The following is a 20,274-nucleotide window of genomic DNA, read 5'->3' as shown; positions in this document are numbered from 1 at the left end:
GGTCACCTGAGCCGGGTCGGCCGCTCCAGCTCTCGAGGAAAGACCAGTTGACACCACATTCCCTGGCGTTCTACCTGGACGTGATCACGTCGGGAACGGTCCTCGGCGCCAAGCCGACGGACAGTCCCGACCAGGTGGCCTGGCACAGGGCGCGTTACGGCCGTCAGGACGGCGGTCGATAGTCGGCTCGACTTCGTCGCGGCGTCGCTGTGCCCGTTCCTCGTCCGAAGACGGACCCTAGGGCCTGTCCGGTCGATCACGGCGGAGATCACCGACGCTCCCTGATGGGCGCCGGTGAGCGGGGTGTGGTGCGTGCAGATGCAAGGCGGAGGAGGGAGGCGACGCGGAGCGTCGTCGACTGACGACAACGCCGCAGATGTGCGTGCCACACCCCGCGTCTGCGCCGTGATCGACCGGACAGGCCCTAGATGTCGAGGACGGCTCGGAGGCCGATCTCCACGGCTTCCATGACCCGCTCGTCGACCGGCCCCAGGTCATGGGTGAAGCGCGCGGCCGAGAGGGTGCGGAACTCGCCGAGCACGATGGTGCCCGACGAAGGGGCGTCGACCGGGATGTCGACGAGGGTCGCCTCGCGTACCCGCTGGGGATAGACGAGTACGCACGTGGCTGCCTTGTTCCGCTCGTTGAGGGCGTCCGAAGACACGACCAGGACGTGCGCGGGCCCTCCGGCGAACGACAGCTCGAAGACGTGGCCGCGCTTCACCTGCCCGCCACCCGCCCCCAGCGCTCCAGTGTGGCGTCCTCGCTCTCGACGGGTTCCGCGGCGGTGATCACTATGCCCGCCTCGGCCCGCAGCCGCGCGGACCTCTCCAGCTCCTCGGTGAGCATCTCCCGGCGCAGTATCCGCGCGGTGTACGCGGAGGCGTTCCCCTTGGCCTTCACGAAGGCGGCCACTTCGTCGGGCAGGCTCATCGTCATGTTGACCGTCATACGAGCATCGTACGGCCAATGGGATGATGCGTGTGGCGACTGTGGAGAAAACCATCCCGGAGCGCGGGGGCAGGCGCTCCGAAGCGTCGGCCGCGCGACGTCGGCTCGGCGACAAGGAAGGCCTGCTGTCGGCCGTCGTCGACCACGGCTGGGAGCGCTATCTGGCGGCCAAGCGGGAACGGCACCCCGGCACGGACCCGGTCCAGGACCTGCGCGAGGGCTGGGACGGCCACACCGAGTTCGCCCTGCGGAACCCGAACCTCCACCGCCTGATGAACTCCCCGGCGATGCGTACCCCACCGGCCGCGGCCCTGGAGGCCCACCGGATCCTCACCGCCGACCTGCGCCGTGCCGCCGGACAGGGCAAGCTGCGCCTGGCCCCTGGGCTCGCCGCGCAGATGATCATGTCCGCGAACGTCGGTGTCTGCCTGATGCTGGTCTCCCGCCCGGCGACGTTCACGGACGAGACCCTGTCGCGCCGGGTACGGGACGCGGTGCACGCGGTGGTCTTCACCCCGGACGTGACCGCCCCCGGCGCTCCGGCGGGTTCCGCCGCCCCCGGCGTCCCCGCCGCCGCGACCCGCCTCGGCGCGCTGCTCCGGCAGGACCCGAGCCCCGCCTTCACCTCCGCCGAGACGGCCCTGTTCACCGAGTGGCTGGACCGCCTGTCCAACTCGGGTTGAGGTTCCGGCCGGGGTCCGTCGCTTCGCTACTTCGACATGATGAAGTCCAGGGCGTAGCCGGAAGCGGTCGTCCAGTAGGTGACACGCTGGAAGTCGTTGGCGTACAACGTGGCGACGGGCATGGGGACGTCGATCGGCTTGCCCGCGCTGCTGCCGGGGGTGCTGCCCTGGAGGGTGAGGGTGATGCTCTTCGCCTCGTACTCGTCCATGGGACCGCCGACGAGCAGAGCGGCGTATGCCTCCTGGCCCGGAGCGAGGGTGAGGGGCACCCCCGGGTTCGGGTCGCTCTCCTTGATCACGGGCGCCGTGGTCCGACCGTTGCCGAGCCGCACGAGGGGGTAGCGGTAGAGGTTGCACTTCTTGGTGCCGGCGTTCTGGACGGTGAGGACGAGGTGCCTGGCGTCCCGCTCCTTCACCGCGGACACCCCGAGCTCCGTCTGGGAGCACGCGGCGATCGTCTCCTTGCCGCCACCGCCGGTGCTGCCGCCGCCGCTCGTGGTGCCGCCACTGCCGCCGGTGCTGCCGGTGCTCGTGCCGCCCGTGCCGCCGGCGCTGCTCGTGCCGCTCTTGCCGCCCGTGCTGCTCGTTCCCCCACCGCTGCCCGTGCTGCTGCCGCCGCTCCCGGTGCTGCTGCCGGCCCCCGTGCTGCTGCCACCGCTCCCGGCCCCGTCGCCGCCCGTGCCGCCCGAAGCGCCGCCCGGCTTCGCCGAAGCCGTCGCGCTCGGCTGGGCCGAGGACTTGGAGCTGTCCGAACCTTCGGCCGCGCCCGGATCGCACGCCGTGGTCGCGAGCAGCGCGGCGGCCGCCGCGGCCCCGAGGGCATAGGACTTCCAGTTCCTCGGGCTCCTGTGGTTCCTGCGGGCAGGCGTGTTCATGGTGTCCCCGTTTCCTCTTCCGATCCGTATGGAGGTCGCACACACCGGCGGCCGGGCACCCACTCGGGGCATCCGTCCCGGGCATCCGCCCGTCCTGAGCGCATGAGGACATGGGTGTCCCTGTGGACGGGTGGGCCGGGGTGCCGGTGCTGCCGAGCGGACTACCTGCTCGGCCGGTGCGACATCCACAGCATGGGATTCCTCGCGGAGCCGGGGCAACAGCCGCACCCCAACCCGGGACGGTGGAACCATCCCACCCCGGATGACCTGCGGAAACGCGGAAGCCTGGGATGCCTTTCCGGGATGCGGGGACCCCGGCCGCCTCACCCCCGCAGGTCCACCCGCACCGTCAGCAGCCCCGTCCCGATCAGCCGTACCGCCGTGCTGTTGCCCCGGGGCAGGGTGTGCAGCCGGGCCACCGGGTCGTCGTCCGGGAGGAGGTGCGCCGTGCCCTCGTGCCAGCGGCCGCGGAGCCGCACCCGCACCCTCGGGTCCGCCTGGATGTTGCGTATGTACTGCGACCGTTCCCCGAACTCCGAGACCAGCCAGAAGACGTCACCGACGCGGCGGCCGCCGAGCGGGGTGCGCCGGGGCAGGCCGGAGACACGGCCGGTGGTCTCCAGGAGCGTCTGGAACGGCATCCGGCGCGCGAGCGGGTTGACGAGGTGCCGCTGGAAGGCGGTCGTGGTGCGGAACCTGAGGTCGGTGAGGCGGGCCATGGTCGGTGGGGCTCCTGTCCGGGCTGGTGTGTGGCGTAAGGGAGTTGTTTCAATGGTCCCCGATGTCGCGCGACAGGAGCAGGTGGCTGCGGATGCGGGTTGTGACCTGGAACCTCTGGTGGAGGTTCGGGCCCTGGGAAGAACGGCAGAAAGCCATCCTGGCCGTGCTGCGCGAACTGCGGCCCGACGTGGTCGGGTTGCAGGAGGTCTGGGAGTGCGGCGGCCAGAACCTCGCCGGGTGGCTCGCGGACGAGCTCGGAATGCACTGGACCTGGGCGGCTTCCGATGCCTCGGACCGCTGGCAGCGGCGGATCGGGGACAGCACGGTCGACGTCGGCAACGCCGTGCTGAGCCGCTGGCCGGTGGTGGCGCAGGAGGTGCTGCGGCTGCCCGCCCCCGAAGAGCTCTACGACGGACGGCTCGCCCTTCACACCCGCCTGGCCACGCCCACCCACGAGGTGCCCTTCTTCACCACCCACCTCACCTCGGCCATCCACGCCTCGGGCGTACGCCGCGAACAGGTCACCGCCCTCGCGGAGTTCGTCGCCGCGCACCGGAGCGGAACCGACTTCCCCCCGGTCGTCACGGGCGACTTCAACGCCTGGCCGGACTCCGACGAGATCCGGTTGTTCGGGGGGTACAAGACGTCCCCCGCGGTTCCCGGACAGGTCTTCCTCGACGCCTGGGAGTACGCCGACCCGACGGCACCCTGGGCCACCTGGGACCCGGCGAACGCCCATGTCGGCCCGCACAGCCCCGCCGTGCGCATCGACTACGTCCACGTCGGCCCGCCCGGCCCCGGCGGCCTCGGGCACGTCCGGTCCGTACGGCGGGCCGGGGACGGGCCGGTCGACGGGGTGTGGCCCTCGGACCACGCGGCCGTCGTGGCCGACCTGTCCCTCCCTCCGGGCGGTCGGGACACGCCCTGAGGGCCTTCGGCAGCGGTTGTTTCTCTCGAGCGCTCGGAGAAGGGCGTCGAAGGCGGCCGGGGTGGTCGAGAGCACGGAGGGGGCGGGGCGGGTCCCGATAAACGAAGGGAAGGCCGCAGGCCGGTGTCCGGTCGGTTAACGGCAGGGAAAACAAGGCCGCCTGCGAGAACCGGGTGGAATTCCGCTACAACCCCCGCCCGGGGGACGATGTCCAAACGTGTGAACCAGAAACAACAGCAGCCCCGCACACAGGTGCGGGCGCACGACTCGATCACCGATCACCGATCGCTGGCCGCCGTGACGACGGTGGCAGCGGTGACGGCGAATTCACCGGCGCTTTCTTCGCCGGGCCTGAACATCACTGATTCCGCGAAGGGTTATTTCCGCATGCGCACGTTAAGGGCAATTTCCGCCACTGCCGCTCTCGGTCTCGCTCTCGGTGGAGGCCTGTTCTCGGTGTCCACCGCCCAGGCGGCCGCGGCGGGTTCAGCCACGATCACCCGCGCCACCTACGGCACGTTCTCGTACAAAGCCGCCGCCGGGCAGACCAACAATCTGAGAGTCACCACGAAGTATGTCGACGCCGGCTCCGAGGACTACCGCTACCTCCGCATCACCTTCCGCGACAATTACAACATCACCTTCTCCACGGACAAGTGCACCTACCCGTCGGCGACCGATCACAAGGTCGTCGAGTGCACGGCGGTGATCGGCGTGGGCGGCACCGGCGACATGGACCACTACAACGCCGACCTCGGTGACGGCAACGACACCGTGACCGCCACCGGCGCGCTGGCCACGATCTCCGGCGGCAAGGGCAACGACGTCATCAAGGGCGACGGCGGCACCATTTTGTTCGGGGGCGACGGCAACGACCACCTCGACGGCGGCGGGGGCGTCTACGGCGAGGGCGCGGACGGCGGCGCGGGCAACGACACGCTCACCAACTGCGACTCCACGTGCCACGGCGGGCCCGGCAACGACAGTCTCACCGGCACCTCCACCGCGCACCAGAACGACTTGTACGGTGACGACGGCAACGACGTCATCCACGCCGGCGCCGGTGCCGACTTCGTCTACGGCGGCAGGGGCAACGACAAGCTGTACGGCGACAGCGGCAACGACACGATCTACGGCAACACCGGGAACGACCTGCTGCACGGCGGCGCGGGCACGGACAAGCTCTCCGGCGGCGCGGGCACCAACAAGGTCTACCAGAACTAGAAACAAGAACCAGAGCCAGAGCCAGGGCCAGGACCAGAGCCAGAGCCAGGGCCAGGGCCAGGACCAGAGCCAGGGCCAGGACCAGAGCCAGGACCAGAGCCAGGGCCAGGACTGGAGCCGGCCCCGGATCAACGAGAACTCAGGGGCGCCAGGAAGCGGGCGTGAGGGAGCACGGTCTCCCTCACGCCCTCTCCCTCACGCTCCCCTTGGGCTACGACCCCAGGAAGACCGGGTTCGTGAACGCCGCCAGCGCCCCCGGGACCGGGCCCGCCGCCGTCTCGTGGCGCAGCTCCGCGCGGACGTACGCCGCGTAGGACGCCGTCGTACGCCACTCCACCGTGCCGGAGCCCGCGACCGGCAGCGGGTCGCTGGTGAACAGCGTGCCCTGGTCGGTGACGAAGCGGACCGTGCAGCGCGGGGCGCCGGTGACCTCCAGGCGGACGGTGACCGGGGTGTCCGGGGCGACCCTCAGCCGCTCCCCGATGCCCGCGTGTTCGCCCTTCGCGCCGGACACCGTGAAGGTGAGGGAGACCAGTTTCGACTCGGCGACGTAGGAGCGGCCCGCGCGGATGCCCTCCTGGATGGCCTCGCGGGTCAGGTCGTCGGCGAGGACGACCGTCTGCGGGCTGCCGACCGGGTCGGGGGAGCGGTGCGCGTCGCTGTTGCCCATCGCCGGGAGCCAGTCGTGTCCCCCGCGCACGGAGGCGACCAGCATGCTGTCCCAGTCGGCGAGGGCGACCTCGTCGTCGGGGGTGTACGGGCCGTTCCACACCTCGACCGCGTCCGCCTCGCCGAAGCCGAACTTCCAGCCGCAGCCGACACAGGTGGCGTGCGGGTGCGCGGGCACCACGAGCCCGCCGGCCCCGCGGATGCGGCGCGCGAACCGGCCGAAGCGGTTGTCACGGGCCCGGTAGCGCCAGTCGACGAAGGTCCCGGGCTCCGTGCCGAGCGCCAGCACGTGCCCGTTGCGCGTGGTGACCTCCTCGCCCAGCATGACCAGCAGGTCGTCGCCGGCCACGTCCGCCCAGTGCGGGTGCGCGGAGTGCGTGTTGTGGTCCGAGGAGTTGATGAAGTCCAGGCCCGCCGCCCGCGCCAGCGCCGCGATCTCGGCGGGGGTGCGGCGGCCGTCCGAGTACCAGGAGTGCAGATGGCAGTCGCCGCGGTACCAGGCACGGCCGCGGCCCTTGGCGCGCGAGGGCGGGTACACCGGTTCCGGGGCCGGAGCGGGCTTCCCGTACGTGAGGGTGATCGTGACCTCGTACGCCAGTCCCTGCGGCGCCACCGTGTACGGGCCGAGCGCGATGTGCCAGGTGCCGGGACGGACCGGCCCGGGGATGTAGCCGGGGGTCGCGTCGTCCGAGCGGATGAAGAACTCCGTGCGCGCGCCGCCCGACCAGCCCCGGAATCCCCGGCCGCCCAGCTCCGTGCCGTGCTCGTCGAAGATGCCGATGTCCAGGGCGTTGCCCGCCGTGCCGGCCGGGACGGACGGCCTCTCGTAGGTGTAGGAGACCTTGATCTCCGCGACCCCGGCCGGTACTTCGACCGGGAGGTACACGAAGTCGGGGGAGCCGGTGGGGAGGGTGCCGCGCACCGTCCGCGTCTCCTGGTCGTCCGCCGCTTCCGCGTGCGCGCCGCTGGGGAAGGTCACGCTTCCCAACGTAAGCGCGGCCGCCGCTCCCGTCACGAACAGCGCGCGTCTGCCGATGCCGTGGTCGTCCTCGCACATACTGCTGCTCCCCTGGGGCCGGGTGTGACAGTGACATGAGTGATGCGAAGTGCCACGGACCACTGTGCGAGCGGGCGGTGAACGCGGGTGCACACCGGGGGAATCGACGGCTTGCGGGGAGACCGACAGATGACGCGCGCCTCGAATCGGGCACGCCCGCCGATACCTGATCACCTCGACCGTATGCTCGAAGGATGACGACCTCCGCTACGGGCACGACCCCCGGATCCGGGCCGACGGCGAACTCCATGCGGCGAGCGCTCAGACGCGCCCGGGACGGCGTCGCGCTCGACGTGACCGAGGCCGCGGTGCTGCTCCAGGCGCGCGGCACGGACCTGGACGACCTGGCCGCCTCCGCCGCGCGGGTCCGGGACGCGGGCCTGGAGGCGGCCGGCCGGCCCGGTGTCATCACGTACTCCAAGAGCGTCTTCATCCCACTGACCCGGCTGTGCCGGGACAAGTGCCACTACTGCACCTTCGTCACCGTCCCCGGCAAACTGCGCCGGGCCGGCCACGGGATGTTCATGTCCCCGGACGAGGTTCTCGACATCGCCCGCCGGGGGGCCGAACTCGGCTGCAAGGAAGCCCTGATCACCCTCGGAGACAAGCCCGAGGACCGCTGGCCCGAGGCCCGCGAATGGCTGGACGCGCACGGCTACGACGACACCATCGCCTACGTACGGGCCATCTCGATCCGTGTCCTGGAGGAGACGGGCCTGCTGCCGCACCTGAACCCGGGTGTGATGTCGTGGACCGACTTCCAGCGGCTGAAGCCGGTCGCCCCGTCGATGGGCATGATGCTGGAGACGACCGCGACCCGGCTGTGGTCCGAGCCCGGCGGCCCCCACTTCGGCTCCCCGGACAAGGAGCCCGCCGTCCGGCTGCGGGTCCTGGAGGACGCGGGCCGCTCCTCCGTCCCCTTCACCAGCGGGCTGCTGATCGGCATCGGCGAGACCTACGAGGAGCGCGCCGACTCCCTGTTCGCGCTGCGCCGCGTCTCCCGGTCCCACCACGGCATCCAGGAACTGATCATCCAGAACTTCCGCGCCAAGCCGGACACCGCGATGCGCGGCATGCCGGACGCGGAGCTGGACGAGCTGATCGCCACCGTCGCCGTCGCCCGGCACATCATGGGCCCGTCCGCCTGCCTCCAGGCGCCGCCCAACCTGGTCGCCGGCGAGTACGGGCGGCTCATCGGCGCGGGGATCGACGACTGGGGCGGGGTCTCGCCGCTGACCATCGACCATGTCAACCCGGAGCGTCCCTGGCCGCAGATCGAGCTGCTGCGCGAGCGGTCGGCCGAGGCGGGCTTCGAGCTGCGTGAACGACTGTGTGTCTACCCGGAGTTCGTGCGGCGCGGGGAGCCCTGGCTGGACCCGCGGCTGCTGCCCCACGTACGGGCCCTGGCGGACCCGGAGACGGGCCTCGCGCTCCCGGACGCGGTCGTGGAGGGCCACCCGTGGCAGGAGCCCGAGGAGGCCTTCACGTCCTCGGGGCGCACCGATCTGCACCACACCATCGACACCGAGGGCCGCACGGGCGACCGCCGCGACGACTTCGACACCGTGTACGGCGACTGGGAGGCGCTGCGGGAGGCCGCGGCCCCCGGCATGGTGCCGTCCCGCATCGACACCGACGTGCGCGCCGCGCTCGCGACCGCGGCCGACGACCCGACGAAGCTGACCGACGACGAGGCCCTCGCGCTGCTGCACGCCGACGGACCGGCGCTGGACGCCCTGTGCCGGATCGCCGACGACGTGCGCAGGGCGGCGGTCGGCGACGACGTCACGTACATCGTCACCCGCAACATCAACTTCACCAACGTCTGCTACACCGGCTGCCGCTTCTGCGCCTTCGCCCAGCGCCGCACGGACGCCGACGCCTACACGCTCTCCCTGGACCAGGTCGCGGACCGCGCCGCCCAGGCCTGGGACCTGGGCGCGGTCGAGGTGTGCATGCAGGGCGGCATCCACCCGGACCTGCCCGGCACCGCCTACTTCGACATCGCGAAGGCCGTGAAGGAACGCGTCCCCGGCATGCACGTCCACGCCTTCTCCCCGATGGAGGTGGTGAACGGCGCCACCCGCACCGGCCTGTCCATCCGCGAGTGGCTGACGGCGGCCAAGGAAGCGGGCCTGGACACCATCCCCGGCACGGCCGCGGAGATCCTGGACGACGAGGTCCGCTGGGTCCTGACGAAGGGCAAACTGCCCGCGGCCACCTGGATCGAGGTGGTCACCACGGCCCACGAACTCGGCATCCGCTCGTCCTCCACCATGATGTACGGCCATGTCGACCAGCCCCGGCACTGGCTCGGCCACTTCCGCACGCTCTCCCGCATCCAGCAGCAGACCGGCGGCTTCACGGAGTTCGTGACCCTCCCCTTCATCCACACCAACGCTCCCGTCTACCTGGCCGGCATCGCCCGGCCCGGCCCGACGACCCGCGACAACCGCGCGGTCATGGCGATGGCCCGCCTCCTGCTGCACCCGCACATCCCCAACATCCAGACCAGCTGGGTCAAACTGGGCACCGAGGGCGCGGCCGAGATGCTCCGCTCCGGCGCCAACGACCTGGGCGGCACGCTGATGGAGGAGACCATCTCCCGTATGGCGGGCTCCAGTTACGGCTCCTACAAGTCGGTCAAGGAGCTGGTCGCGGTGGCCGAGGCGGCGGGCCGCCCCGCCAGGCCCCGCACCACCCTCTACGGCGAGGTCTCCCAGGAGCGGCAGAGCGCGGCGGCCGCCTCGGACGGGCATCTGCCCGAACTGCTGCCGGTACTGGACTGAGAGAAGAGGACCGGCCGAGACCCGACTGTCCGCGAGGGCCCGTCGGGTGCTCGGTCCGCCGCCGAGCGGGCCGACGTGCCGGTGTCACGAGTGGGTCGACGTGCCGACGCCACGAGTGGGCCGGCGCCGTCGCTGACGGGACGTCACGCCCGCGTGCGATGCCGTCGCCTGTGTGTTCTGGCTGACAACTCCCCATGCGTGAAAGGTTTTTGGGCAATCAGATGCGCCCCCGGTCGAGTGATGCGTACCGCTGCCTCGTATAAAGAGTCAGTAAAGCGTCAGTACTGAGGGAGACCGCTTCCTGTCTGCCCTCTGCGACCCGCCCGGCATGCGGTCCGCGGGCGGAGACGGGTGGCGAGTCCCCCTCGCTCTGCGCCACTCGAAAGGATCCTTTGTGCGCAAGAAACTTCTTCTGAACCGTCGTGCCGTCCTCATGGCGGCCGGTGCCGCGGCCGGCGTCGCGACCGGCCTGGTAGCCGTTCCGGCGATCGGTGCGACAGCCCCCGCCACGACGACTCCGGGCGCGCGTACGGTCCGTGTGCCGCGTACGCGTGCGAAGTCCGCCACCGGTGCCGCCGCGCGGACCGTACAGGCCGAATTCCCCGTGGAGCACGTCGGCGTCAGCTGGACCGGGCCCAAGCGGGGCGCGAGCATCCGGCTGATAGGCCAGGACGGCAGCCGTGGCGCGTGGACGGCGCTGCAGCCGGTCTGCGGGGCCGGTGCCGACGGGGATGCCGGGGACCCGGCGAAGAGCGTGAGCGCGCTGGTGCCGGCCGGCGGGGCCGCCGGGTACGAGCTGCGGCTGCCGGACGGTGCGACCGACGTGCGTTCCACCGCCATCGACACGGTCAACGGGCCGTCCGTGAAGGCCGCCACGGCCACGGCCGCGACCGTGGGGCGGATCGCGGACGTCGAGTACATCACCCGGGCCGGGTGGGGCGCCGACGAGTCCCTCCGCTTCAAGGCGGACGGCACCGAGAACTCGCCGCAGGCCTACTACCCGGCCCAGGTGATGACCGTGCATCACACGGCGGGCGTCAACGGCGACCCCGACCCGGCGGCCACCATCCGGTCGTACTACTACCTCCACGCGATCACGAACGACTGGGGCGACATCGGCTACCACTACCTGATCGACGAGGCCGGCCTCGTCTACGAGGGCCGCTACTCGGGCACGGACGGCATCCCCGCCCATGACGCGAGCGGGAAGATGGTGACCGCCTTCCACACCTCCGGCAACAACTCGGGCAACCTCGGCATCGCCCTGCTCTGCAACTCGAACGAACAGCCCCCGACGGCCGCGGCCCGCCAGTCGCTCGTCCGGCTGCTGGGTGCGCTGTCCTCGTACCACGACTTCGACCCCGAGGCCGCCGTCACCTTCGTCAACCCGGTCAACGGCGTCAGCAAGAACGTCCAGACGATCAACGGCCACCGTGACTGGCTCGCCACCGACTGCCCCGGCACCACGCTGTACGGCGACCTTCCCGCCCTGCGCGAGGACGCCGCGGCGGAGCTGTCGCAGCCCCAGGCCTGACGGCTGCCCCGCCCTCCCGGCGCCCCGCCGGAACCCCGGTTCCGGCGGGGCGTCCGTGCGTCGGACGCCCTCACCGCCGTTCGCCGGGGGCGAGTTGGGCCAGACTGGGGATGCCGGTTCGGGCGGGCCGGTGGTGCGGTGGAGGAGGGAAGAGGCGCATGGTGCGGGGACGGCCGTCGATGCAGGAGCTGATCGAGGGGCGGAGACGGCACGGGTTCGTCGGGCGCGGCGCCGAACGGGCCGCGTTCCGGGCCAACTTCGACCTGCCTCCCGAGGACGAGCGGCACCGGTTCCTGTTCCACGTGCACGGCAACGCGGGCGTCGGCAAGACGTTCCTGGTCCACGAGATGGAACAACTGGCGCGTGAGCGCGGCGCGCTGACGGCCTACGTCGACGAGAGCGTCGGCAGCCTGCCCGAGGCCATGGCGGTGCTGAGCCGCCGGTTCGCCGCGCAGGGGCACCGGTTCAAGGAGCTGGACCGCCTGCTGGCCGCGTACCACGAGCGTCGGCACGAGGCGGAGGCCGCCCTCCTCGCCCCGCACGAGCCCGAGCGGACCGGTCCTTCGGCGGGCAGTCTGACGGTGGCGCGGGTCGGGCTGGTGGGACTGGGAATGGTGCCCGGGGTCGGCGCCTTCGCCGGAGTCCTGGACCCCGCCCAACTGGCCCAGGGAGCAGACCGGTTGAGGGCCGGACTCGGCGCACGTCTGCGCAACGAGGAGGACGAGCGGCTGGTCCTGTCGCCGCACGCCGTGCTCACCCCGGTCCTCGTCAGGGAGCTCTCCGAGGCGGCGTCGGCCGTACCGTGGATCGTCCTGTTCTTCGACACCTACGAGCGGACGGGACCGTTCCTCGACGCCTGGCTCCACGCGGTGATGGCGACCCGGGAGCACGGCCTGCTGCCCGCCACCGTCGTCGTGGTGACCGCGGGGCAGCGCCCCTTCGACACCTCCCGCTGGGGCGGCTTCACCGACTTCGTCACCGACCTGCCCCTCGGTCCCTTCACGGAGACCGAGACGCGCGGCCTCCTCGCGGACAAGGGGGTCGTGGCGGAGCCCGTGGTCGAGGAGGTGCTGCGCCTCACGGGCGGACTGCCCCTGCTGGTCTCGACGCTGGCCGAGCAGCGCCCCGCCGACCCCGACGACATCGGCGACCCCTCGGCCACCGCCGTCGAACGCTTCCTGAAGTGGGAACCGGACCCGGTCCGCCGGGCGGTGGCCCTCGCCTGCGCCCTTCCCCGGAGCCTCGACCTGGATGTGTTCCGGGCCGCCGTGGAGTGCCCCGACGAGGACGCCGACGCGTTGTTCGGCTGGCTGCGCGGACTGCCGTTCGTGGACGGCCGCGGCGACCGGGTCCGGTACCACGGCCTGGTCCGCGATCCGATGCTCCGGCTGCAGCGGCGCCATTCCCCGCGCGGCTGGACCGAGCGCCACGAGAGGCTCGCGGAGGTCTTCGGCCACTGGTGCGACGAGGCGGGGACCGGCCTGCTCGATCCCGACGAGCTGTGGAAGCACGAGCCGTGGCGTCGGCTGCGGCTGGAGGCGTCGTACCACCGGCTGTGCGCCCGGCCGCGCGCGGCGCTGGGCGACGCGCTGAGCGACGTGGTCGAGGCCTGCCGGACCGGTCAGGTGACCGGACGCAACTGGGCCAGGGCGATCGAGGAGGCCGGAGACGCGGCGGGCGACCCGGCCCTGCGCGAACTGGGCCGGGGACTGACCGAGGCGCTGGCGGACGACGGGGACGGGGTGGCCGCGGCGATGGACCTGCTGCTGGCCCGCTCCGCGCTGCACGGCGCCGGCCGCGCCCTGGCCCACGGGGTGCGGGCCAGGGAACTGCGCAACGCCGGGGAGTACGAGCGGGCCCTGGCCGAGTACGACCGGGCCGTCGAGATCGATCCGGACGAGGCGCGGGTGCACTACGGCCGTGGCTTCACCCACCAGTTGCGGGGTGACTTCACCGCGGCGCTGGCCGCCTTCGACCGCGCGGACGAACTGCGGCCGGGCACGGGGTGGATCATCGCGGAGCGGGCGGAGACACACCGCCTGGCGGGCCGCTTCGAGGAGGCGGTGGCCGACTTCGACCGGGCCGTCGCCCTCGACCCGACGGACGTCGACTCGCTGGCCTCCCGAGCGGTGTGCCGGCACGCCCTCGATCAGCGCGAGGCGGCGCGCGCCGACTTCGACCGTGCGCTGGGCATGGACGGGACCCACGTCTGGGCGCTCGTCCGCAGGGCCCGGCTGCACCGTGACACGGACGCGTGGGACAAGGCGTTCGCCGATCTGGACCGGGCCGCCCGCCTGGAGCCGGACTCCGCCTGGGTCGCGTCGGAACGGGGTGACACCTACCGGCTCGCCGGCCGTTTCGAGGAGGCCGTCGCCGAACTCGGCCGGGCCGTCGGCCTCAAGGCCGACTACGCCTCGCCCCTGGCGGGCCGCGGGGTGTCGCACCACGAGCTGGGCGACAGCGCGCGGGCACTGGCCGATCTCGACCGCGCGGTCGCGCTGGAGCCGGACTACTCCTGGGCCCTGGTGATGCGGGCCCGGGTGAGGTGGGGTCTTGAGGACCTGTCCGGCGCGAACGAGGACCTGCGGCGCGCGCTCGCGGCGAGTCCGGACGCCGACTGGATCGAGGTCGAACTGGGCAACGCGCTCCGGATCGAGAAGAGGCACCAGGAGGCGATCACCGTCTTCCGGCACGTACTGGACCGGGACCCCGCCAACGCCTCGGCGCTCGGCTGCCTGGGAGCGACCTACCGTGACCTGAAGGACTACGAGGAGGCGCTGACCTGGCTCGACCGGGCCCTGGCCGACGGCCCGGACTACGCGTTCGCCTACGAGAAGCGGGCCCAGGTGTTCCTGGCGACCGGGCGGACCGAGCGGGCCCTCGCCGACTGGGAACGGCTGATCGCCCTGGGCGCGGGCGGGGACGAGGCTCGGTGCAGGATCGTGGAGACGCTGATCCACTGCGGCCGGCGGGACGAGGCGGTGGCCCGGCTGTCCGAGGCGGGCCCCGTGCCGGGCCCGGACGACCCGCTCGACCTCGACCTCGACCACGTGCGCGTCGAGGTCCTCCGGCATACCGGGGAGTGGGCGCGGGCCCGGCACCTCGCGGAACGGCTCCGTGCCGAGGAGCCGGTGCCGGGCACGTTCCAGCTGGCGATGACCGAGGCGCGGTCCCGGGGCAGGACGGCCGCGGAACCCTGGTGGCGTGAGCTGGAACGGCTCCTGGACACGGACGCCCCGGACGAGCTCACCCGCCGGTCGGGCCGGTGCATCATCGGCTGGGCCCTCGGGGACTGGGCCGACGCCGACCGGGGGCTGGCCGAAGTCCTGGCCATGGAACCCGAATGGGACGATCTGGCCGAGCTCGCGGACATCCTCACCGAACTCCTCGTCGCCCCCGGCGCCGATCCCTCCCGCCTCACCCCGCGCCTCACGGCGGTCACCGCGGCCCGCGACGCGATCCGGGCGCGCTACACGCACTGACGGCGGGCGGGCCGAAGCCCGCGCTTTCTCCCGAAGACCGGCCGGACCCGATCATTCGGGGACATCAAAAGCACATCCCCTTTCTGGATCCGGAGCCTCAGCCTGTCGTCCCCGTTCGATTACAGTGCTGCCCTGTCGGACGTGCGTACGGACAGTGCCTCAGGAGGTCTCGGTGGGTGCGACAGCCGTCTGGGGCCGCGGGGAACAGCAGGACTTCCGGAGCCGGGTCCGCGGGACGCTTCTGGGCACGGCCGTCGGCGACGCGCTGGGCGCCCCGGTCGACGGGCTCCCGCTGGAGAGGATCCGGGAGACCCACGGCGCGGAGGGCCTCGTCGGACCGGCCCCCGCGTACGGGCGGCGCGGCGCCGTCACCCACCTCACCCAGCTCGCCCTGTTCGGCGTCGACGGGCTCGTCCGCGCCCAGGTGCGCCGCGACACCGGCGCCTGGCATCCGCCCTCCGACGTGCACCGCGCCTACCGCCGCTGGGCGGCCACCCAGAGCGACTGGGGGCCCGACGAACGCCGCAAGGACGACGGCTGGCTGGCCCGCGAGGAGTGGCTCTACGCCCGCCGCGACCCCGCCACGGCCTGTCTGCTCGGCCTCGCCGACGACATCATGGGGACGCTGGACGCGCCCAAGAACCCCGGCGAGCAGGGTCCCGAGGCCGCCGCCCGTTCCGCGCCCTTCGGGCTGCTCGTCGGCTGGGAGCCGCAGCTCGTGATGCAGCTCGCCGTCGAGTGCGCCGCCCAGACGCACGGTCACCCCTCGGCGTACCTGACGGCGGGCGCGTACGCCGCGATCGTGCACGCGCTCGCCCGCGGCGAGAACCCCGACGCGGCCGTGCAGCAGGCCCTCGCGCTGCTCGCGGCCCGGCCCGGGCACCAGCCGGTCGCCGCCGCGCTCCAGCACGCCCTGGGCGCCGTACGGCAGGGCATGCCCTCACCCGAGCGGGTCCAGGAGCTCGCCGTGAGCGGCATCGCCGAGGGGCCGCTGGCCGCCGCGGTGTACTGCGCGCTCGTCGGCGAGGACGTCCGGCACGGTCTGTGCCTCTCGGTGAACCACGGCGGGCCCTCCGCCGTCACCGGCGCCCTCGCGGGAGGTCTGCTGGGCGCCCTGCACGGCGAGACGGCCCTCCCGCCGGCCTGGCTGGCCGAACTGGAGGGCCGTCCCACGGTGCTGGTCCTCGCGGACGACTTCGCGATGGAGATGACCCAGGGGCCCGCGCTGCACGGGCCCGCCGGATCGTCCCCGGGCTGGCTGGCCCGCTACCCCCGCGCCTGAGCCGGGGACACGACGTGCCCCCGTCCCGGGCGGGGCAGACGGGAATTGTCAGACAGGCCCTAGTCCTTCACGGGCGTGCCCACCACCCCGTCCGGCGCACCCGCCGGTGCCGGGACCGCCGCGGCGGCCGAGCCGTCGTCGTCCGTGTTGATGATCTCGATGAGGGCGTCCCGCTCCGGGGTGTCCTCGGGCTTCAGGAAGCCGATGAGGATGTACAGGACGAGCGAGATGGCCATCGGCACGGAGACCTGGTACTCCAGCTTCACGTCCGTGCGCTGGGAGAAGTCCAGGTTGTAGTTGACGAAGAAGAAGGCGAGCAGACCGCAGGCCCAGCTGGTCAGCGCCGCCGTCGGGCCGGACTTACGGAACGGCCGCAGCAGACCCAGGATGAACGGGATCGCGATCGGTCCCATGAGCCCCGCCACCCACTTGATGACGACGGTGATGATGTCCTTGAACGTGGGGGAGTTGACCTGGGTGGCCACCGCCATGGAGAAGCCGAGGAAGGCGACGGTGGTGACACGGCCCGCGATGAGCCCGGCACGGGTGTCCCAGGCGCGCGCGGCCTTGGAGAGCACCGGCGCCACGTCCCGGGTGAACACGGCCGCGATGGCGTTCGCGTCCGAGGAGCACATGGCCATCGTGTGCGAGAAGAACCCGACCACGACCAGGCCCAGCAGCCCGTGCGGCAGGAGCTGTTCGGTCATCAGGCCGTACGCGTCCGAGCCGTCCGGCTTCTGCGCCGTGACGAGCAGCGGCGAGAGCCACATGGGGATGAACAGGATGACCGGCCACACGAACCAGAGCCCGGCGGACAGGAACGCGGAGCGCGTGGCCTGCTTGGCGCTGCCCGTGGCCATGTAGCGCTGGGCCTGGTTCCACATGCCGCCGTTGTACTCGAACAGCTTGATGAACAGGTACGCGATGAAGAACACCGTGAGGTACGGGCCCGCGAAGCCGTCCGCGTGACCGTGCAGCTTCGGCGAGTCCAGCGCCTTGGAGAGACCACCCTGGTCGGAGATCTTGTTCAGCGCGATGACCAGCATCGCCAGACCGGCCATCAACTGGATGATGAACTGGCCGAGTTCGGTCAGCGCGTCGGCCCACAGCCCGCCGATCGTGCAGTACACGGCCGTGATCCCGCCGGTGATGATGATGCCCTGGGTGAGTGAGACGCCGGTGAAGACGCTGAGCAGGGTGGCGATGGCCGCCCACTTCGCGCCGACGTCCACGATCTTCAGCAGGATGCCGGACCAGGCCAGCGCCTGCTGCGTCGGCACGTTGTAGCGGTCCTTGAGGTATTCGAGCGGTGAGGCGACGTGCAGTCGTGAGCGCAGCCGGTTGAGCCGGGGCGCGAAGGCCTTGGCGCCGATGGCGACGCCGATGGCGATGGGCAGTGCCCAGGTGACGTACGAGGTGATGCCGTAGGTGTACGCGATGCCGGCGTAGCCGGTGAACATCACCGCGCTGTAGCCCGACATGTGGTGCGAGATGCCGGACAGCCACCACGGCATCTTGCCGCCCGCGGTGAAGAAGTCGCTGACATCGTCCACACGCTTGTGGGACCAGACACCGATCGCGGTCATCACGCCGAAGTACGCGACCAGGACGGCCCAGTCGAGACCGTTCATGTGCCCCCTCCAGGGGTCCGCCTTGTGAACTTGCAGATACCGGACGGCACTTCGCCGGTAGGTGCATGGGCGGGCGCCCCGTGCGGGAGCGGGGACTTCGGGGATTGAACCGCCGTTCGGAGGGAGCGGTCAAGACCCTTCGTGGTCACAGATATGAACACAGATCAGAAAGCAGAACGATTTTGCCTCTACTTTACCCACCGGGCTGTTGTCGTGTTCGTGACGGGAGCCACACCATGGGCGGGCACTTCGTCGGACCCACAACAGCGATGACAAGTCGACAGCCGTACGGGATGCGGGTCCCGTACGCCTGGGAGAGGAGCCGCCGGCCGGATCGGCTACCGCATGAGTTCGCCCGCGTTCACGAGCAGGGACTGGCCCGTGATCGCCCGCGCCCGGTCGGACGCCAGGAACACCGCGGCGTCGGCGACGTCCCCGTCCGTGGCCAGCTCGGGCAGGGCCATCCGCTCGGTGAGCCGCTTCAGGACGTCCGCTTCGGGCACCTGCTCGGTGTACGCCGTGAACTGCACGTACGCCTCGACCGGCGGCCCCCACATCCAGCCGGGCAGCACGGTGTTGACCCGTATCCGGTGCGGGCCGAGCTCCCGCGCCAGGGAGTACATCGCGCTCGTCAGCGCGCCCTTCGAGGCCGCGTACGCCGCCTGCCGCACCTGGCTCGGCGCGGCGACCGACGACTGCGTCCCGACGATGACGACGGAGCCGCCGCGCTCCTTCAGCGCGGGGAGGCAGGCGCGGGTCATCCGCAGCGTGCCGAGCAGGTTCACGTCGATGACCGACTGCCAGGTCGCGAAGTCGGCGTCCTCCAGACCGCCGAAGTAGCTGTCCCAGGCGGCGACATGGACGACCGCGTCGATCCGCCCGAAGCGTTCGGCCGCGAGCGCCGCGAGCGCGTCGCACTGCCCCTCGTCGGTGATGTCCGTCGCGCGGAACGCCGTGTGCGTGCCGTCCGGGTCCAGTTCGGCCGCCGCCTTGGCGAGATTCGCCTCCGTGCGCGCCCCGAGGACGGCGTTGCCGCCGTCGCGCACCACGGCCGCCGCGACCTGATGGCCGAGCCCGGCTCCGACACCCGACACGACGACCGTCTTCCCCGCGAGCAGTGACATGCGAGGCCTCCCTCATCTCGTGGCCCGGTCCGCCCGCGGCGCGCCCGTCCGGCGCACCGGCCCCGACGCGACTCTGGCGCATTGCCTGACGGGGCGTCAGAGTATGGGCGTCCGGCGGAGGAAGGAAGTCCCGCGCACGTTCCACCGAGGAAGGGGTTCGTCATGTCGGAGGAGACCCGCAGCGAGACCTACGCGGAACTGGCCGCCCTCGGCCCGTACGGCGTCCACCCGGGCCACGCCCTGATCACCCTGGTCGAACCGCACCCGGGCCACGAGTACGCCTACAACCGCTGGTACGAGGACGATCACTACTACGCGGGCGCGATGGCCATGCCCTGGATGTACGCCGGACGCCGCTGGGTGGCCACCCGCGACCTCCAGCTGCTGCGCTACCCGGAGAAGTCGGCGGTCGCCCAGCCGGTCACCGCGGGCTGCTACATCTCCACCTACTGGGTCACCGACGGCCGCTACGACGACCACATGAAGTGGACCGTCGGCATCAACAGGCGGCTGAACCGCGACGGCCGCGTCTACCAGGACCGTACGCACGTCTTCACGGCCTTCCAGGACCACGAGGCCACCGTCTACCGCGACGGCGCCGCGGGCCCCCGCGACTTCCACGCCCTCGACCACCCCTACGCGGGTCTCGTGGTCGAGGTCGTCGACGCCGAATCCGCCGGGCAGCGGGCGGAGTTGCTGGAGTGGCTGCGCTCCCGCCACCTGCCCAGGCTGCTGACGGGCTCACCCGCCGCCCTCGTCACCGTCTTCCGGCCGACCCCGCTCCCGGGCGACCGGATGACCTATGTCAAGCAGGTCGAGGGCGTGGACACCCGGCTGACCCTGTTGTGGTTCCTTCAGGAGGACCCGCGCGACTGCTGGGAGGCACACTTCACGGGCCTGGACGAGGCCGTGGCCGAATCGGGCCTGGGGCGTGTGGAGCTGGTGGCCCCGTTCATCCCCACGGTGCCGGGAACGGACACCTACGTGGACCGGCTTCGCTGACGCGCACCTGCCCTCTCGGCCAGGACGGCGGGCCGGACGAGAGGGCTCTGTCGGTGGGGCGTGTGAAGTTGTCCCGGCCACAGGGGTCAGACGAGGCTGGACGCTCCGCGGCTCACCTCGGTGACGAAGGCGTTCCAGGCGTCCGCGGGAAAGGCGAGCGTGGGGCCGGCGGGAACCTTGGAGTCCCGGACGGCCATCGCCGAGAGGACAGGGGACTTGACCTCGACGCAGGCGCCGTTGCCGGTGGAGTAGGAAGACTTGGTCCAGGTGTCGAGGGCGCCCTGCTGAATTGCCATGATCGCTCCAGAAAGCTGTCGTTCGTC

The 20,274-nt window shown here is 71.8% G+C and carries 17 protein-coding genes; 9 read left to right on the top strand and 8 right to left on the bottom strand.

Annotation, left to right across the window (positions count from 1 at the left end):
* Positions 1–47: 47 nt before the first annotated feature.
* The gene (locus ACFYW9_RS09550; RefSeq protein ID WP_389147627.1) at positions 48–182 is read left to right on the top strand and encodes a hypothetical protein; all 135 of its coding nucleotides are present in this window, start codon (positions 48–50) and stop codon (positions 180–182) included.
* Positions 183–424: 242 nt separating this feature from the next.
* On the opposite strand, the gene ACFYW9_RS09545 is transcribed toward ACFYW9_RS09550, so the two are convergent.
* Positions 425–724 (bottom strand): type II toxin-antitoxin system PemK/MazF family toxin, encoded by a 300-nt coding sequence (locus tag ACFYW9_RS09545; RefSeq protein ID WP_351859891.1) that lies wholly within the window; start codon positions 722–724, stop codon positions 425–427.
* Entirely contained in the window at positions 721–951 is a 231-nt protein-coding gene (locus ACFYW9_RS09540) for a hypothetical protein (RefSeq protein WP_351120453.1), read from the bottom strand. Before ACFYW9_RS09540 ends, ACFYW9_RS09545 begins: the two co-directional genes overlap by 4 nt.
* A 41-nt stretch (positions 952–992) precedes the next feature.
* On the opposite strand from ACFYW9_RS09540, the gene ACFYW9_RS09535 reads away from it, so the two are divergent.
* The gene (locus tag ACFYW9_RS09535) at positions 993–1,634 is read left to right on the top strand and encodes a TetR/AcrR family transcriptional regulator (RefSeq protein WP_389146962.1); all 642 of its coding nucleotides are present in this window, start codon (positions 993–995) and stop codon (positions 1,632–1,634) included.
* 26 nt (positions 1,635–1,660) lie between these two features.
* Here ACFYW9_RS09535 and ACFYW9_RS09530 read toward each other — a convergent pair whose 3' ends face one another.
* Positions 1,661–2,509, bottom strand: coding sequence for a DUF4232 domain-containing protein (locus tag ACFYW9_RS09530; RefSeq protein WP_389146959.1), 849 nt, complete (start codon positions 2,507–2,509; stop codon positions 1,661–1,663).
* Between the two features lie 323 nt (positions 2,510–2,832).
* Positions 2,833–3,228, bottom strand: coding sequence for a nitroreductase/quinone reductase family protein (locus tag ACFYW9_RS09525; protein ID WP_389146956.1), 396 nt, complete (start codon positions 3,226–3,228; stop codon positions 2,833–2,835).
* Positions 3,229–3,320: 92 nt separating this feature from the next.
* Between ACFYW9_RS09525 and ACFYW9_RS09520 the strand changes: the two genes are divergently transcribed.
* The gene (locus ACFYW9_RS09520; protein WP_389146953.1) at positions 3,321–4,157 is read left to right on the top strand and encodes an endonuclease/exonuclease/phosphatase family protein; all 837 of its coding nucleotides are present in this window, start codon (positions 3,321–3,323) and stop codon (positions 4,155–4,157) included.
* A 387-nt stretch (positions 4,158–4,544) separates the two neighbouring features.
* Positions 4,545–5,381: a calcium-binding protein gene (locus tag ACFYW9_RS09515; protein ID WP_389146950.1), complete on the top strand. Its 837-nt coding sequence runs from the start codon at positions 4,545–4,547 to the stop codon at positions 5,379–5,381.
* Between the two features lie 211 nt (positions 5,382–5,592).
* On the opposite strand, the gene ACFYW9_RS09510 is transcribed toward ACFYW9_RS09515, so the two are convergent.
* Positions 5,593–7,107 carry a CehA/McbA family metallohydrolase gene (locus tag ACFYW9_RS09510; RefSeq protein WP_389146947.1) on the bottom strand — a complete coding sequence of 505 codons (1,515 nt, stop codon included), beginning with the start codon at positions 7,105–7,107 and terminating at the stop codon, positions 5,593–5,595.
* Between the two features lie 194 nt (positions 7,108–7,301).
* Here ACFYW9_RS09510 and ACFYW9_RS09505 point away from each other — a divergent pair, with 194 nt between their 5' ends.
* From ACFYW9_RS09505 to ACFYW9_RS09490, 4 genes are all read left to right on the top strand, one after another.
* Positions 7,302–9,896: a bifunctional FO biosynthesis protein CofGH gene (locus ACFYW9_RS09505; RefSeq protein WP_389146944.1), complete on the top strand. Its 2,595-nt coding sequence runs from the start codon at positions 7,302–7,304 to the stop codon at positions 9,894–9,896.
* A gap of 394 nt (positions 9,897–10,290) precedes the next feature.
* A complete protein-coding gene (locus ACFYW9_RS09500; RefSeq protein ID WP_389146941.1) occupies positions 10,291–11,430 on the top strand; it encodes a peptidoglycan recognition family protein in 1,140 nt (379 codons plus the stop codon).
* A 158-nt stretch (positions 11,431–11,588) separates the two neighbouring features.
* Entirely contained in the window at positions 11,589–14,912 is a 3,324-nt protein-coding gene (locus tag ACFYW9_RS09495) for a tetratricopeptide repeat protein (RefSeq protein WP_389146938.1), read from the top strand.
* 172 nt (positions 14,913–15,084) lie between these two features.
* On the top strand, positions 15,085–16,194 hold the full coding sequence (locus ACFYW9_RS09490) for an ADP-ribosylglycohydrolase family protein (RefSeq protein ID WP_351859873.1): 1,110 nt from the start codon (positions 15,085–15,087) through the stop codon (positions 16,192–16,194).
* Positions 16,195–16,253: 59 nt separating this feature from the next.
* Here the strand turns inward: ACFYW9_RS09490 and ACFYW9_RS09485 are convergent, their stop codons facing one another.
* On the bottom strand, positions 16,254–17,825 hold the full coding sequence (locus tag ACFYW9_RS09485; RefSeq protein WP_389146934.1) for a sodium:solute symporter family protein: 1,572 nt from the start codon (positions 17,823–17,825) through the stop codon (positions 16,254–16,256).
* A 338-nt stretch (positions 17,826–18,163) separates the two neighbouring features.
* On the bottom strand, positions 18,164–18,949 hold the full coding sequence (locus ACFYW9_RS09480; protein WP_326787192.1) for an SDR family oxidoreductase: 786 nt from the start codon (positions 18,947–18,949) through the stop codon (positions 18,164–18,166).
* A gap of 162 nt (positions 18,950–19,111) precedes the next feature.
* On the opposite strand from ACFYW9_RS09480, the gene ACFYW9_RS09475 reads away from it, so the two are divergent.
* Entirely contained in the window at positions 19,112–19,951 is an 840-nt protein-coding gene (locus tag ACFYW9_RS09475; RefSeq protein ID WP_389146930.1) for a hypothetical protein, read from the top strand.
* Positions 19,952–20,037: 86 nt separating this feature from the next.
* On the opposite strand, the gene ACFYW9_RS09470 is transcribed toward ACFYW9_RS09475, so the two are convergent.
* On the bottom strand, positions 20,038–20,247 hold the full coding sequence (locus ACFYW9_RS09470) for a DUF397 domain-containing protein (protein WP_329300245.1): 210 nt from the start codon (positions 20,245–20,247) through the stop codon (positions 20,038–20,040).
* Between the last annotated feature and the right edge of the window lie 27 nt (positions 20,248–20,274).

This window comes from Streptomyces sp. NPDC002698, from assembly GCF_042888945.1.
Classification (GTDB): Bacteria; Actinomycetota; Actinomycetes; order Streptomycetales; family Streptomycetaceae; genus Streptomyces.
The sequence above is the reverse complement of the archived record's forward strand: the minus strand, read 5'-3'. Positions and strand labels throughout refer to the sequence as shown.

What these genes read in the sequence shown, in the direction of transcription:
- ACFYW9_RS09510 (WP_389146947.1), bottom strand. Translation starts at nt 7,107, where the DNA reads ATGTGCGAGGACGACCACGGCATCGGCAGACGCGCGCTGTTCGTGACG.
- ACFYW9_RS09475 (WP_389146930.1), top strand. Translation starts at nt 19,112, where the DNA reads ATGTCGGAGGAGACCCGCAGCGAGACCTACGCGGAACTGGCCGCCCTC.
- ACFYW9_RS09525 (WP_389146956.1), bottom strand. Translation starts at nt 3,228, where the DNA reads ATGGCCCGCCTCACCGACCTCAGGTTCCGCACCACGACCGCCTTCCAG.
- ACFYW9_RS09495 (WP_389146938.1), top strand. Translation starts at nt 11,589, where the DNA reads ATGGTGCGGGGACGGCCGTCGATGCAGGAGCTGATCGAGGGGCGGAGA.
- ACFYW9_RS09505 (WP_389146944.1), top strand. Translation starts at nt 7,302, where the DNA reads ATGACGACCTCCGCTACGGGCACGACCCCCGGATCCGGGCCGACGGCG.
- ACFYW9_RS09540 (WP_351120453.1), bottom strand. Translation starts at nt 951, where the DNA reads ATGACGGTCAACATGACGATGAGCCTGCCCGACGAAGTGGCCGCCTTC.
- ACFYW9_RS09470 (WP_329300245.1), bottom strand. Translation starts at nt 20,247, where the DNA reads ATGGCAATTCAGCAGGGCGCCCTCGACACCTGGACCAAGTCTTCCTAC.
- ACFYW9_RS09485 (WP_389146934.1), bottom strand. Translation starts at nt 17,825, where the DNA reads ATGAACGGTCTCGACTGGGCCGTCCTGGTCGCGTACTTCGGCGTGATG.
- ACFYW9_RS09530 (WP_389146959.1), bottom strand. Translation starts at nt 2,509, where the DNA reads ATGAACACGCCTGCCCGCAGGAACCACAGGAGCCCGAGGAACTGGAAG.
- ACFYW9_RS09515 (WP_389146950.1), top strand. Translation starts at nt 4,545, where the DNA reads ATGCGCACGTTAAGGGCAATTTCCGCCACTGCCGCTCTCGGTCTCGCT.
- ACFYW9_RS09480 (WP_326787192.1), bottom strand. Translation starts at nt 18,949, where the DNA reads ATGTCACTGCTCGCGGGGAAGACGGTCGTCGTGTCGGGTGTCGGAGCC.
- ACFYW9_RS09520 (WP_389146953.1), top strand. Translation starts at nt 3,321, where the DNA reads ATGCGGGTTGTGACCTGGAACCTCTGGTGGAGGTTCGGGCCCTGGGAA.